Source organism: Citrobacter sp. Cpo091, assembly GCF_030332645.1.
Classification (GTDB): domain Bacteria; phylum Pseudomonadota; class Gammaproteobacteria; order Enterobacterales; family Enterobacteriaceae; genus Citrobacter; species Citrobacter portucalensis.
Map to the genome: position 1 here is coordinate 519,430 of NZ_JAOWHL010000039.1, position 13,796 is coordinate 533,225.

Below are 13,796 nucleotides of genomic sequence, written 5' to 3' on the forward strand. Positions count from 1 at the left end.
TTTTGGAGCGGGAAACGAGACTCGAACTCGCGACCCCGACCTTGGCAAGGTCGTGCTCTACCAACTGAGCTATTCCCGCAAATCTGTACTGCTTTTGTTGCTGTCGTAATTCGCATTTCTGCGTCGTTACGGGAGGCGCATTATACGAGAAATCCGTTTAGCTGCAACCCCCCTGAAAGCGTTTTTTTCGAAAATTCGTTCAAGTGATTAATTTGCAATCAAGCTGAACAATTTAGCGTCAAAAAACCGGTGGCGCAAGCCACCGGAGAACAAAATCAAAGATTAATAAAATGTTCGCGATAGTAAGCAAGCTCAGCAACAGATTCACGAATGTCGTCCATCGCCTGATGTGTTCCCTGCTTGGTGAAGCCCGCAAGGATTTCCGGCTTCCAACGACGCGCCAGTTCTTTGAGCGTACTGACGTCCAGATAGCGATAATGGAAATACGCCTCCAGCTCCGGCATGTATTTAAACAGGAAACGACGATCCTGCCCGATGCTGTTGCCGCAGATAGGTGATTTCCCTTCCGGAACCCACTCTTTCAAAAAAGCCAGCGTGGCCAGTTCAGCGTCACGATCGCCCATGGTGCTCGCCTTCACGCGCTCCACCAGCCCGCTACCGGTATGCGTACGTACGTTCCAGTCATCCATTAATGCCAGCTGTTCGTCGGACTGGTGCACCGCAATTGTCGGTCCTTCAGCCAGAATATTCAGGTTGGCATCCGTCACCAGCGTGGCGATCTCAATAATGCGATCGCGCTCGGGATCCAGACCTGTCATCTCCAGATCGATCCAAATCAGGTTGTTTTCATTGGCACTCATGCTATTTTCCACCCTTCAGCGTCACATTCAGTGTGACTACATTGATCTAAAATTGTGTGTATCATAAATGTTTTGCCCATCATGGGCGACCAGGAGCCAGTCCGATTGAGTAAGAATAAACTCTCCAAAGGCCAACAGCGCCGTGTGAACGCCAATCACCAGCGTCGTCTTAAAACGTCCACGGAGAAGCCCGACTACGACGACAACCTGTTTGGCGAAACCGCTGAAGGCATCGTTATCAGCCGTTTTGGCATGCATGCCGACGTAGAGTCTGCTGACGGTGAAATTCACCGCTGCAACATCCGCCGTACAATTCGCTCGCTGGTTACTGGCGATCGCGTAGTCTGGCGCCCGGGTAAAGCGGCAGCTGAAGGCGTGAATGTCAAAGGTATCGTTGAAGCGGTACACGATCGTACTTCGGTACTGACACGCCCCGACTTTTACGACGGGGTAAAGCCTATTGCCGCCAACATCGACCAGATCGTTATTGTCTCAGCCATCTTACCCGAGCTGTCACTCAATATTATCGACCGGTATCTGGTAGCCTGCGAAACGCTACACGTTGAACCGATTATCGTGCTGAATAAGATCGATCTGCTGGATGATGAAGGCATGGCCTTCGTTAACGAACAGATGGATATCTATCGCAACATTGGCTATCAGGTGTTGATGGTATCAAGCCGCACTAAAGACGGCCTGAAACCGCTTGAAGAAGCATTAACCGATCGCATCAGCATTTTTGCCGGTCAATCGGGCGTAGGTAAATCCAGCCTGCTCAATAATCTCCTCGGCCTGCAGGAAGAGATCCTGACCAATGATGTCTCTGACAACTCCGGCCTTGGACAGCACACCACCACGGCCTCTCGCCTGTATCACTTCCCACACGGCGGCGACGTTATCGACTCCCCTGGCGTACGTGAGTTTGGACTGTGGCATCTGGAGCCGGAACAAATCACGCATGGCTTTGTCGAATTTCATGACTACCTGGGCCATTGCAAATACCGCGACTGCAAGCATGATACCGATCCAGGCTGCGCTATCCGTGAGGCGGTAGAAAAAGGGGTCATAGCCGAAACCCGGTTTGAAAATTATCACCGCATCCTGGAAAGCATGGCGCAGGTAAAAACGCGTAAAAACTTTTCTGATACAGACAACTGACAACTAAGCTAAGCATCGCTAGAATCGTCCCCCTTTTTTCAGGATCCGGCCCGTATGCCGGATCGGGAACAAATTATGGCCTGGAGGCTACCTTGTTAAACTCATTTAAGCTTTCGCTACAATACATTCTGCCGAAACTATGGCTCACTCGCCTGGCGGGTTGGGGTGCGAGCAAACGAGCGGGATGGCTGACCAAACTGGTTATCGATCTGTTCGTGAAATATTACAAGGTCGATATGAAAGAGGCGCAAAAGCCGGACACCGCCAGCTATCGCACCTTCAACGACTTCTTTGTTCGCCCGCTGCGCGATGATGCTCGCCCGATTAATACCGATCCAAACGTACTGGTCATGCCCGCTGACGGTGTGATTAACCAGTTAGGCAACATCGAGGAAGACAAACTGCTGCAGGCTAAAGGGCACAGCTATACCCTTGAAGCGCTGCTGGCTGGCAACTATCAGATGGCGGACAAATTCCGCAACGGTACGTTTGTGACCACTTACTTGTCTCCACGCGATTACCACCGTGTACACATGCCGTGTAACGGTATCCTGCGTGAAATGATGTATGTGCCGGGCGATCTCTTCTCTGTAAACATCCTGACTGCGCAAAACGTACCGAACCTGTTTGCCCGCAACGAACGTGTAATCTGTCTGTTTGATACCGAATTTGGCCCGATGGTGCAGATTCTGGTCGGCGCGACCATCGTCGGCAGCATTGAGACCGTATGGGCTGGCACCATTACCCCACCGCGTGAAGGCGTCATCAAGCGCTGGACCTGGCCGGAAGGCGAAAGCGAAGGGTCGGTGGCGCTGCTGAAAGGTCAGGAAATGGGCCGCTTTAAGCTCGGTTCCACCGTCATCAACCTGTTCGCACCTGGCAAAGTTAACCTGGTTGAGCAGTTGCAGGATCTGTCCGTGACCAAAATCGGCCAGCCAATGGCCATCTCGACCGAGACTTTCGTGACGCCAGAGGCAGAACCGGCCCCGCTGGCGAAAGAAGAGATCGAAGCAGAACACGATGCCAGCCCGCTGGTTGACGACAAAAAAGACGAAAGTTAAACATAGGAATCGCTGCTGTGCGCCTGATTATCACTTTTCTGATGGCCTGGTGCCTCAGCCTGGGGGCGTACGCTGCGACGGCCCCCGATGCCAAACAACTCACCCAGGAACTGGAGCAGGCAAAAGCGGCAAAACCCGCTCAGCCAGAAACCGTTGAGGCGCTCCAGTCCGCGCTGAATGCCCTTGAGGAGCGTAAAGGCTCTCTCGAGCGCGCCCAACAATATCAGCAGGTTATTGATAACTTCCCCAAGCTGTCCGCAACGTTACGCGCACAGCTTAGCAACCTGCGTGATGAACCGCGCAATGTGCCAACCGGACTCACTACCGATGCGTTAAACCAGGAGATCCTCCAGGTTAGCAGCCAACTGCTGGAAAAGAGTCGTCAAGCCCAGCAGGAGCAGGATCGCGCCCGGGAAATCGCCGACTCGTTAAGCCAGCTTCCTCAACAGCAAACCGATGCCCGCCGCCAGCTCAATGAGCTTGAGCGACGCATTGGTACCGCCAACGGCAATTCCGCACAGAATCAGGCGATGCAGGCTGAATCCGCCAAACTTAAAGCCCAGGTCGATGAACTGGAGCTGGCGCAGCTTTCCGCCAATAACCGTCAGGAACTGGCGCGTATGCGCTCCGAACTGGCGGAAAAACAGAGTCAACAACTCGACGCTTACCTGCAGGCTTTGCGCAATCAACTCAACAGTCAACGTCAGCGTGAAGCTGAGCGAGCGCTGGAAAGCACCGAACTGCTGGCGGAAAACAGCGCGGGACTGCCGGAGGGTATTGTCGACCAGTTCAAGGTAAACCGCGAGCTGTCTCAGGCCTTAAACCAGCAAGCACAGCGTATGGACTTGGTCGCTTCGCAGCAGCGTCAGGCCGCCAGCCAAACGCTGCAGGTGCGTCAGGCATTGAATACGCTGCGAGAGCAGTCTCAGTGGCTTGGGGTTTCAAATATGCTGGGAGAAGCGCTGCGAGCGCAGGTATCCCGTCTGCCGGAAATGCCTAAACCTCAGCAGTTGGATACCGAAATGGCGCAGCTTCGCGTACACCGCATGCGCTATGAGGATCTCCTCAACAAACAGCCGCAGCTGCGTCAGATTCATCAGGCCGATGGACAACCGCTGACCGCTGAACAGAGCAGCATCCTCAACGCCCAGCTACGCACCCAGCGTGAGCTGCTGAACTCATTGTTGCAGGGCGGCGATACGCTGATCCTTGAGCTGACCAAGCTCAAAGTTTCCAACAGTCAACTGGAAGATGCGCTAAAAGAGGTCAACGAAGCGACGCACCGCTACCTGTTCTGGACGTCAGACGTTAGCCCTATCTCCCTCTCCTGGCCTGTCGACATCGTTCAGGATCTGCGGCGTCTGATCTCATTAGATACGTTTAATCAGTTGGGCAAAGCCAGCATCATGATGCTGACCAGCAAAGAAACGCTGCTACCGCTGTTCGCGGCGTTGGTGTTAGTTGGCTTTAGCCTCTCTTCGCGCAAGCACTTCACCCGTTTCCTTGAACGCTCGTCCGCGCGGGTCGGGAAAGTCACCCAGGACCACTTCTGGCTGACAATACGCACGGTATTCTGGTCAATACTCGTCGCTTCACCATTGCCAGTGCTGTGGGCAACGCTCGGTTACGGATTGCAGGAAGCCTGGCCTTATCCGTTGGCTGTCGCGATCGGCGATGGCGTTACCGCCACGGTGCCCATGCTGTGGGCGGTAATGATCTGCGCCACCTTTGCACGTCCCAACGGTCTGTTCATTGCCCACTTTGGCTGGCCGCGGAACCGCGTCGCGAAAGCCATGCACTATTACCTGATGAGCATCGGGCTGATTGTCCCGTTGATCATGGCGGTGATTATGTTTGATAACCTCAATGACCGGGAATTCTCCGCCTCACTGGGACGTCTGTGCTTTATTCTGATTTGCGGTGCGCTGGCGGTCGTAACCCTGAGCCTGAAACGCGCCGGGATACCGCTGTACCTCGATAAAGAGGGCAACAGCGATAACATGGTTAACAGCATGCTGTGGAATATGCTGATGGGTGCGCCGCTGATTGCCATTCTCGCCGCGGCAGTAGGCTACCTCGCCACGTCACAAGCCCTGCTGGCACGTCTGGAAACGTCCGTAGCGATTTGGTTCTTATTACTGGTGGTGTATCACGTTATCCGCCGTTGGATGCTGATTCAGCGTCGCCGTCTGGCGTTTGACCGCGCCAAGCATCGACGCGCTGAAATGCTGGCGCAGCGCGCGCGGGGCGAAGAAGAACCACCGCATTCCACCAGCCTTGAAGGCGCGATTGACGTTGATGAAAGCGAAGTGGATTTGGATGCTATCAGCGCGCAATCGCTGCGCCTGGTGCGTTCTATCCTGATGCTTATCGCCCTGCTCTCGGTCATTGTACTGTGGTCAGAAATTCATTCCGCTTTCGGCTTCCTGGAAAACATCTCGTTGTGGGATGTCACCTCCACGGTTCAGGGCGTGGAAAGCTTAGAACCGATAACGCTGGGCGCGGTGCTTATCGCGATTCTGGTATTTATCATCACCACCCAGTTAGTGCGCAACCTACCCGCACTGCTGGAGCTGGCACTACTGCAACATCTGGATTTAACCCCCGGCACCGGTTATGCCATCACCACCATTACCAAGTATTTGCTGATGCTGATTGGCGGTCTGGTTGGTTTCTCGATGATCGGTATTGAATGGTCCAAACTGCAATGGCTGGTGGCGGCTCTCGGTGTCGGTCTGGGCTTTGGTTTGCAGGAGATCTTCGCCAACTTTATTTCCGGTCTGATTATCCTGTTTGAAAAACCAATCCGCATTGGCGACACGGTGACGATTCGCGACCTTACCGGTAGCGTGACGAAAATTAATACCCGCGCCACCACTATCAGCGACTGGGACCGCAAAGAGATCATCGTGCCCAACAAAGCCTTTATCACCGAACAGTTTATCAACTGGTCGTTATCCGATTCCGTTACCCGTGTGGTGTTAACCATCCCGGCACCGTCGGAGGCGAACAGCGAGGAGGTTACGCAGATCCTGCTGACTGCCGCACAGCGCTGTTCGCTGGTTATCGATAATCCGGCACCTGAAGTCTTCCTGGTTGACCTGCAGCAGGGGATTCAAATCTTCGAACTGCGTATTTATGCCGCAGAAATGGGGCATCGCATGCCGCTGCGCCATGAAATCCACCAGCTAATTCTGGCAGGCTTCCGCGAGCACGGTATTGATATGCCGTTCCCTCCGTTCCAGATGCGTCTGGAGAGCCTCGGCGGTAAGCAAACAGGGAGAACATTAAGTTCTGCAGGAAGAGGCAGTCGCCCGGCAGGGAGTTTGTAACGCACAATGCAGGCAAGAAATGCCGGATGGCGACCCGTGGGGTCTTATCCGGCCTACGGGTCTGCAATTAACCTGTAGGCCCGATAAGCTTGCGCCATCGGGCATTTCATCGCCGATTACAGACATTTTCGAGCTTAATATGCGTCCGGATCGGCAACAGGCAATAAACGCCAGATGGCCTTTATTCCACCGCCCACTCAGGCTCGTTGGTCGTGCGACGGCTGTAGTTCTGATAAATCGCCATCGCCAGCAGTGAGAAGAAGATCGGACCGCCGGTCATCCACAGTGCGCTGTTCCAGTCTCCGGCTTCAATTACCGGCTGGATGATGGTGAACACATTAGCAAACGTCACCACCAGCACGACCACTCCCGTTGCCAGCAGCGTCGCCGCTCGGGTTTTAAAGACAACAAACGGCCTTTCCAGACCCGGACGGGATTTAAAGAACGGAAACGCCAGCGCCAGGAACAGATACGGCAGCGTCATCGAGACGTTCGCCATCAGCGTCAGTTTGTTATAGAACGCTGAAGCCGTATCACCACCAAATGAAACCAACAGGATAAACAGGCTCACCAGCAGGCACTGTAACCACATTGCCGTCGTCGGCATCCCTACGGCATTCAGTTTGGTCATCGGCGCGGGCCACAACGCCTTCGGCGTGCCCTGAATAATCGCTTTCAGCGGTGAGTAGCTGAGGGTGAAAAAAGCGCCGGTATAGGCAAGAAACATGGAAAGCCCGGTAATACGTGCAAACCATACGCCCATCACCATTGCGGCATCAGGGGAAAGATGTAGCGCATTACCCAACGTCATTCCGAGGCTTTTCATCAGGATATAGGTAATATTCCCGAGGTTAACTGAGCTATTACTTAATACCTGCTGCCAGTTGGTGCTAACGCCCCATAAAAAGATGGCCAGTGAATAACCAACAGAAATGACAATAGCGGCAAAGACAATACCTTTCGCAAAGTTCTTTTCTGGTTTTTCTGTTTTATCAACCAGTCCCCCCACAGCTTCAATTCCGCCGTAAGCAAAAATGGCAAACACAACAAATGACAACATTGCCAGTCCAGACTGATATCCGGGATTAGGCGAAGAGATGAAATTAATATCCTGTGCAAAGTGGCCACCAGTTAATAACAAAATAGCGACACTCACTAACAACAGAACTAAATTAAGACACATTACGGCAATTCCACCTACAGCCGTAATACGCGCAATCTTATTAATACCCCGGGATGCCACGCAGGTCACCAGGATCATCCAACCGACTGCGAGCAGCCCGACAACCTGCGTAGGCTCAAGCCCTGCAATACGCCAGTGCTGCGTCATGTCTGCGCCAAACAAGAAGGTTGAAAAAGGTACCCAGACTTTCGCCGCAGTACTAACCATCCATATCACATAAGAAGAAAACCACATAAACGTGCCGATAAACGCATAGCGTGGTCCAACGCTATTATTCATCCACGAATAGATTCCCCCCTCTTCTTTCCGATAGGCAGAACCCATTTCCGCCATCATTAAAGCAAATGGAATAAAGAATAATAATGCAGAAAATATATACCACGGTATTGCACTATACCCCATTAAATAGAACGCGGAGGGGCTATTAGCAAAACCGAAAACTGACGTAAATATCATGAGAATGAGACCTATCAGGCTCATCTTTTTTATTGTTTGGGTCATTAAACCATCCCTTACTCTGGCAAGCGTTTAACAAACGCCGCTCACCGGTTGGCACTGCTCTCTTTGCAGAGTTCAGCGATAAAAAAAACAACACAGAATTGATACCTAAACGATATCAAATATCCAGGTGTAAATTGTGGCTATTAGAGGGGAAATGAAAAAATATGCTACAAAGTGGCGATTAAGCCACCACTTTGTATTGCAGAAGAGTAAGTTATGCGCGATCGACGGTAAATGCGATTACCTCGGCCAGGCTCTCTGCGCCCAGCGCCAGCATCACCAGACGGTCAACGCCCAGCGCCACGCCTGAGCAATCCGGCATGCCGACTTTCAGCGCTTCCAGCAGGTTGGTATCGATAGGTTGCTGTGGTAAGCCTCGTGCGGCACGTTTGCGGTTATCCTGTTCAAACCGCTGCTGCTGTTCGCGCGCGTCGGTCAATTCATGGAAACCATTCGCCAGCTCAATACCTTTGTAATAAACCTCGAAACGTTCAGCCACGCGGTGATCTTCGGTACTGATTTGCGCCAGTGATGCCTGGCTGGCCGGGAAATGATACACAAACGTCGGCTTGTCTTTACCAATATGCGGTTCAACACCCATCGTAAACAGCAGTTGCAGTAAGGTATCCCGGTCTTCTTCGGTATCAGCGATATTGCTGAGATCCAATTTCGCCGCCACTTCCCGCAGTTGGGTTTTATCCGCAGACAGCGGGTCAATCTCCAGATGGCGCTGGAAGGCCTGCTGGTAAGAAAGGCTTTCCGCAGGTGAGCAGTCCAGCACCTGCTGGAGCAAATCATCCACTTCATTCATCAGGCGATACATATCGTAGTGCGGACGATACCACTCAAGCATGGTGAATTCAGGGTTATGATGGCGCCCCATCTCTTCATTACGGAAGCTGCGGCACAGTTGATACACCGGGCCGCATCCTGCCACCAGCAGGCGCTTCATATGGTATTCAGGGCTGGTCATTAAATAGAGATTCATTCCCTGGGAGTGTCCAGGGCCAACGAAACGCGTTTCGAACGGGAACAGGTGGATGTCCGTTACCGTTGCCTGACTCATACAAGGGGTCTCAACCTCAAGCACGCCACGATCGGCAAAAAAGCGGCGAATCTCCGCTATAATTGCTGCACGTTTCAACAGATTGGGGATGGACGCGCTCGGCTGCCAGGTTGCCGTTTCGCTCATGGTTGTTTCTCCGATTTATGACAAGGGCACGAAGTCTACTCGTATCGCGCTAACGAGACAAATTTCAGGCAGCACTAATCATCACTGGCAATTGGATAAAAAAAGCGACTTAGGGTGGTTTAGTAATTAAATTAATCAAATTCAATGATAATTCCCCCCTATGACACGCTAAAAAAATCGAACACGTCAAATTTCCCGCACATCCCTAAGACTATACTATTGTACCTATAAAGGAGCAGTGGAAACGCGTTCATAACCTGTTTGAAGCCGATGAAGCATCTGATTTCAGGCAGGGATGAAATAACAACAATCTGGAGGAATGTCGTGCAAACCTTTCAAGCCGATCTTGCCATTATAGGCGCCGGTGGCGCGGGATTACGTGCTGCAATTGCTGCCGCACAAGCAAATCCCAACGCTAAAATCGCACTGATCTCAAAAGTGTACCCAATGCGCAGCCATACCGTTGCTGCCGAAGGCGGCTCTGCTGCTGTCGCGCAGGATCATGACAGCTTTGACTACCATTTTCACGATACGGTAGCAGGCGGAGACTGGCTGTGTGAGCAGGATGTCGTGGATTACTTTGTCCACCACTGCCCAACTGAAATGACGCAACTGGAACAATGGGGCTGCCCATGGAGCCGTCGTGAAGACGGTAGCGTCAACGTACGTCGCTTCGGCGGCATGAAAATCGAGCGTACCTGGTTTGCCGCGGATAAGACCGGCTTCCACATGCTGCATACGCTGTTCCAAACATCTTTGCAGTTCCCGCAGATTCAGCGCTTTGACGAACACTTCGTTCTGGATATCCTGGTTGACGACGGTCATGCTCGCGGCCTGGTTGCCATGAACATGATGGAAGGCACGCTGGTGCAAATCCGTGCTAACGCTGTTGTTATGGCAACGGGCGGCGCAGGTCGTGTTTACCGTTACAACACCAACGGCGGCATCGTAACCGGCGACGGTATGGGCATGGCGCTGAGCCACGGCGTTCCGCTGCGTGATATGGAATTCGTTCAGTATCACCCAACAGGTCTGCCAGGCTCCGGTATTCTGATGACTGAAGGCTGCCGTGGTGAAGGCGGTATTCTGGTCAACAAAAACGGCTACCGTTATCTGCAAGACTACGGCATGGGTCCGGAAACCCCGCTGGGCGAGCCAAAAAACAAATACATGGAACTCGGTCCGCGCGACAAAGTTTCTCAGGCGTTCTGGCACGAATGGCGCAAAGGCAACACCATTTCCACTCCGCGTGGCGATGTGGTTCACCTCGACCTGCGTCACCTCGGCGAGAAAAAACTGCTCGAACGTTTACCGTTCATTTGCGAACTGGCGAAAGCTTACGTGGGTGTCGATCCGGTTAAAGAACCGATCCCGGTACGTCCGACCGCGCACTACACCATGGGCGGTATCGAAACCGATCAGCACTGTGAAACCCGCATTAAAGGTCTGTTCGCTGTCGGCGAATGTTCCTCTGTTGGTCTGCATGGCGCTAACCGTCTGGGCTCTAACTCCCTGGCAGAACTGGTGGTCTTCGGTCGTATGGCCGGTGAGCAGGCAGCAGAACGCGCTGCAACGGCTGGCGCTGCAAACAGTGCCGCTCTTGATGCACAGGTTGCTGGCGTTGAAAAACGTCTGAAAGATCTGGTTAACCAGGAAGGTAACGAAAACTGGTCTAAGATCCGTGACGAAATGGGCCTGTCCATGGAAGAAGGTTGCGGTATCTACCGTACGCCGGAACTCATGCAGAAAACCGTTGATAAGCTGGCGGAACTGCAGGAACGCTTCAAGCGCGTACGTATCACTGATACCTCCAGCGTCTTCAACACCGACCTGCTGTATACCATCGAACTGGGTCACGGTCTGAACGTTGCTGAATGTATGGCGCACTCTGCTCTGGCGCGTAAAGAATCCCGCGGCGCGCACCAGCGTCTGGATGAAGGCTGCACCGAGCGTGACGATGTGAACTTCCTCAAACACACCCTCGCCTTCCGCGATGCTGACGGCACGACTCGCCTGGAATACAGCGACGTGAAAATCACCACTCTGCCACCGGCTAAACGTGTTTACGGTGGCGAAGCGGAAGCAGCCGATAAGAAGGAGAAGGCGAATGGCTGAGATGAAAAACCTGAAAGTTGAGGTGGTGCGCTATAACCCGGAAACCGATACCGCGCCGCACAGTGCTTTCTACGAAGTTCCTTATGATGAAACCACGTCACTGCTGGATGCGCTGGGTTACATCAAGGATAACCTGGCACCGGACCTGAGCTACCGCTGGTCCTGCCGTATGGCGATCTGCGGCTCCTGCGGCATGATGGTCAACAATGTACCGAAACTGGCGTGCAAAACCTTCCTGCGTGATTACACCAACGGCATGAAGGTTGAAGCGCTGGGCAACTTCCCGATTGAGCGCGATCTGGTCGTCGACATGACGCACTTTATCGAAAGCCTGGAAGCGATCAAACCGTACATTATCGGTAACCCGCGTACACCGGATCAGGGTCCAAACACCCAGACTCCGGCGCAGATGGCGAAGTATCATCAGTTCTCCGGTTGCATCAACTGTGGTCTGTGCTATGCCGCGTGTCCGCAGTTCGGTCTGAACCCTGAGTTCATTGGACCGGCTGCGATTACGCTGGCGCATCGTTACAACGAAGATAGCCGCGACCACGGTAAGAAGGAGCGTATGGCTCAGTTGAACAGCCCGAACGGCGTCTGGACCTGTACTTTCGTGGGCTACTGCTCCGAAGTCTGCCCGAAACACGTCGATCCGGCTGCGGCCATTCAGCAGGGTAAAGTTGAAAGTTCAAAAGACTTTCTTATCGCTACCCTGAAACCACGCTAAGGAGTGCACGATGACGACTAAACGTAAAGCCTATGTGCGGCCAATGACGTCCACCTGGTGGAAAAAGCTGCCATTTTATCGTTTTTACATGCTGCGTGAAGGCACGGCAGTTCCGGCAGTCTGGTTCAGCATTGAACTGATTATCGGCCTGTTTGCACTCAAGCATGGTGCAGAGTCCTGGATGGGCTTTGTCGCCTTTTTGCAAAACCCGGTGGTGGTAATCCTTAACATTATCGCCCTGGCAGCAGCGCTGCTGCATACCAAAACCTGGTTTGAGCTGGCGCCAAAAGCAGCCAATATCATCGTAAAAGACGAAAAAATGGGGCCAGAGCCGATCATCAAAGGTCTCTGGGCAGTTACTGTGGTTGCGACAGTAGTCATACTGTTTGTTGCCCTGTTCTGGTAAGGAGTCCGGAATGATTAATCCAAATCCAAAACGCTCTGACGAACCCGTATTCTGGGGCCTGTTTGGTGCAGGCGGTATGTGGAGCGCAATCATTGCGCCAGTAATGATCCTGCTGGTAGGCATTATGCTGCCGCTGGGCTTTGTTCCTGATGCTTTCAGCTATGAACGCGTACTGGCATTCGCTCAGAGCTTCATCGGACGTGCGTTTCTGTTCCTGATGATCGTTCTGCCGCTGTGGTGTGGTTTACACCGTATGCACCACGCGATGCATGACCTGAAAATCCACGTGCCTGCTGGCAAATGGGTATTCTATGGACTGGCAGCAATCCTGACCGTTGTAACGGCTATTGGTATTCTGACCATCTAAGTACATGCGTTAATTATCAGGCCCGCCATTGGCGGGCCTTTTTATTTGTGCAGCATTCCTGTCAACCAACGGGAAAATTCACGCATCGCCGGTGTCTCCGGACGCGATTGCAAACGCGTTATCCAGTAACTACCCAAATCAATCTGCGTTAAAAACGGTTGAACGATTCGTTCCCTACTGAGTAAATGCGTGAACATTCTGACTGGCGCAATTGCCACACCGATCCCCGCCTGCGCGGCTTCCAGCATGGTGACGGACGAATCAAACACCACCACGTTGTGCGTTGGTGACGGGGGTGCCTCTCCGGCGGCCTGCATCCAAAGCGTCCATTCATCCCGCCGATACGATCGTAATAACGGAAATTTCAGGATGTCCGCAGGCGTTTGAATCTGCGAAGCCAATGTTGGCGAACACAGTGGAGACATCAACGCGCTACATAAATATTGCGCGTCAGTATCATGCCAGGCTCCCCCTCCGTAGCGAATAGTATAATCCAGTCCTTCGGCAGCGGGATCCACGCGGTTATTATGGGTAGAAATATGCAAATCAATATGCGGGTAACTGCGCTTAAAATCGCCCAGTAGAGGAAACAGACACCCAACCGCAAAGGTCCCCACCACGCCAATTTTAAGTTTTTCCTGGGTCTGTTTGGTGGCAAAACGATCCAGCATCCCCGCCATACGATCAAAAGAGTCATTAAGTACAGGTAACAGACTTTCCCCTTCAGTCGTCAACATTAATCCACGAGAACCGCGCACAAAAAGCTGACAATTTAGCTGCTGCTCCAGCGATTTTACATGCTGGCTGATGGCAGAATGCGTCACATTGAGCTCAATCGCGGCGCGGGTAAAACTGAGATGTCTGGCCGCGGCTTCAAAAGCCCGCAGCGAGTTAAGAGGGATATAGCTACGCGTCATCATCCGGCCTGTTAGA

At 52.8% G+C, this 13,796-nt stretch carries 11 protein-coding genes and 1 tRNA gene; 7 read left to right on the forward strand and 5 right to left on the reverse strand.

The features are described 5' to 3' along the window. Positions 1-3: 3 nt before the first annotated feature. Positions 4-79: transfer RNA gene (locus OGY04_RS18820), tRNA-Gly, on the reverse strand. A gap of 196 nt (positions 80-275) precedes the next feature. After that, positions 276-821, reverse strand: coding sequence for an oligoribonuclease (gene orn / locus OGY04_RS18825; protein ID WP_071446082.1), 546 nt, complete (start codon positions 819-821; stop codon positions 276-278). Between the two features lie 105 nt (positions 822-926). Here orn and rsgA point away from each other — a divergent pair, with 105 nt between their 5' ends. The 3 genes from rsgA (at position 927) to mscM (ending at position 6,372) form a co-directional block, all read left to right on the forward strand. Continuing rightward, positions 927-1,979 (forward strand): small ribosomal subunit biogenesis GTPase RsgA, encoded by a 1,053-nt coding sequence (gene rsgA / locus OGY04_RS18830; RefSeq protein ID WP_191553955.1) that lies wholly within the window; start codon positions 927-929, stop codon positions 1,977-1,979. 92 nt (positions 1,980-2,071) lie between these two features. Continuing rightward, positions 2,072-3,040 (forward strand): archaetidylserine decarboxylase, encoded by a 969-nt coding sequence (asd, locus tag OGY04_RS18835; protein WP_048212901.1) that lies wholly within the window; start codon positions 2,072-2,074, stop codon positions 3,038-3,040. Between the two features lie 17 nt (positions 3,041-3,057). Next, entirely contained in the window at positions 3,058-6,372 is a 3,315-nt protein-coding gene (gene mscM, locus OGY04_RS18840; protein ID WP_008785996.1) for a miniconductance mechanosensitive channel MscM, read from the forward strand. Positions 6,373-6,553: 181 nt separating this feature from the next. Here the strand turns inward: mscM and yjeM are convergent, their stop codons facing one another. Next, positions 6,554-8,056, reverse strand: coding sequence for a glutamate/gamma-aminobutyrate family transporter YjeM (gene yjeM / locus OGY04_RS18845; protein WP_008785995.1), 1,503 nt, complete (start codon positions 8,054-8,056; stop codon positions 6,554-6,556). 214 nt (positions 8,057-8,270) lie between these two features. Beyond that, positions 8,271-9,248: an elongation factor P--(R)-beta-lysine ligase gene (gene epmA / locus OGY04_RS18850; protein ID WP_003830517.1), complete on the reverse strand. Its 978-nt coding sequence runs from the start codon at positions 9,246-9,248 to the stop codon at positions 8,271-8,273. 324 nt (positions 9,249-9,572) lie between these two features. Between epmA and frdA the strand changes: the two genes are divergently transcribed. Genes frdA through frdD form a run of 4 tightly spaced genes read left to right on the forward strand, consistent with a single transcriptional unit; the run spans position 9,573 to position 12,863 of the window. Further along, positions 9,573-11,363, forward strand: coding sequence for a fumarate reductase (quinol) flavoprotein subunit (gene frdA, locus OGY04_RS18855; protein ID WP_003830519.1), 1,791 nt, complete (start codon positions 9,573-9,575; stop codon positions 11,361-11,363). Then, entirely contained in the window at positions 11,356-12,090 is a 735-nt protein-coding gene (gene frdB, locus OGY04_RS18860; RefSeq protein ID WP_003025540.1) for a fumarate reductase iron-sulfur protein, read from the forward strand. Before frdA ends, frdB begins: the two co-directional genes overlap by 8 nt. A 10-nt stretch (positions 12,091-12,100) precedes the next feature. Next, a complete protein-coding gene (frdC, locus tag OGY04_RS18865; RefSeq protein WP_003025537.1) occupies positions 12,101-12,496 on the forward strand; it encodes a fumarate reductase subunit FrdC in 396 nt (131 codons plus the stop codon). A gap of 10 nt (positions 12,497-12,506) precedes the next feature. Continuing rightward, entirely contained in the window at positions 12,507-12,863 is a 357-nt protein-coding gene (gene frdD, locus OGY04_RS18870) for a fumarate reductase subunit FrdD (protein WP_003025535.1), read from the forward strand. A gap of 41 nt (positions 12,864-12,904) precedes the next feature. Here frdD and ampR read toward each other — a convergent pair whose 3' ends face one another. Beyond that, positions 12,905-13,780: a LysR family transcriptional regulator AmpR gene (ampR, locus tag OGY04_RS18875; protein WP_032942161.1), complete on the reverse strand. Its 876-nt coding sequence runs from the start codon at positions 13,778-13,780 to the stop codon at positions 12,905-12,907. Between the last annotated feature and the right edge of the window lie 16 nt (positions 13,781-13,796).

Excerpts from the sequence above, each read along its gene's own strand:
- orn (WP_071446082.1), bottom strand. The coding sequence starts at position 821 with ATGAGTGCCAATGAAAACAACCTGATTTGGATCGATCTGGAGATGACA.
- yjeM (WP_008785995.1), bottom strand. The coding sequence starts at position 8,056 with ATGACCCAAACAATAAAAAAGATGAGCCTGATAGGTCTCATTCTCATG.
- epmA (WP_003830517.1), bottom strand. The coding sequence starts at position 9,248 with ATGAGCGAAACGGCAACCTGGCAGCCGAGCGCGTCCATCCCCAATCTG.
- frdB (WP_003025540.1), top strand. The coding sequence starts at position 11,356 with ATGGCTGAGATGAAAAACCTGAAAGTTGAGGTGGTGCGCTATAACCCG.
- frdC (WP_003025537.1), top strand. The coding sequence starts at position 12,101 with ATGACGACTAAACGTAAAGCCTATGTGCGGCCAATGACGTCCACCTGG.
- frdD (WP_003025535.1), top strand. The coding sequence starts at position 12,507 with ATGATTAATCCAAATCCAAAACGCTCTGACGAACCCGTATTCTGGGGC.
- ampR (WP_032942161.1), bottom strand. The coding sequence starts at position 13,780 with ATGACGCGTAGCTATATCCCTCTTAACTCGCTGCGGGCTTTTGAAGCC.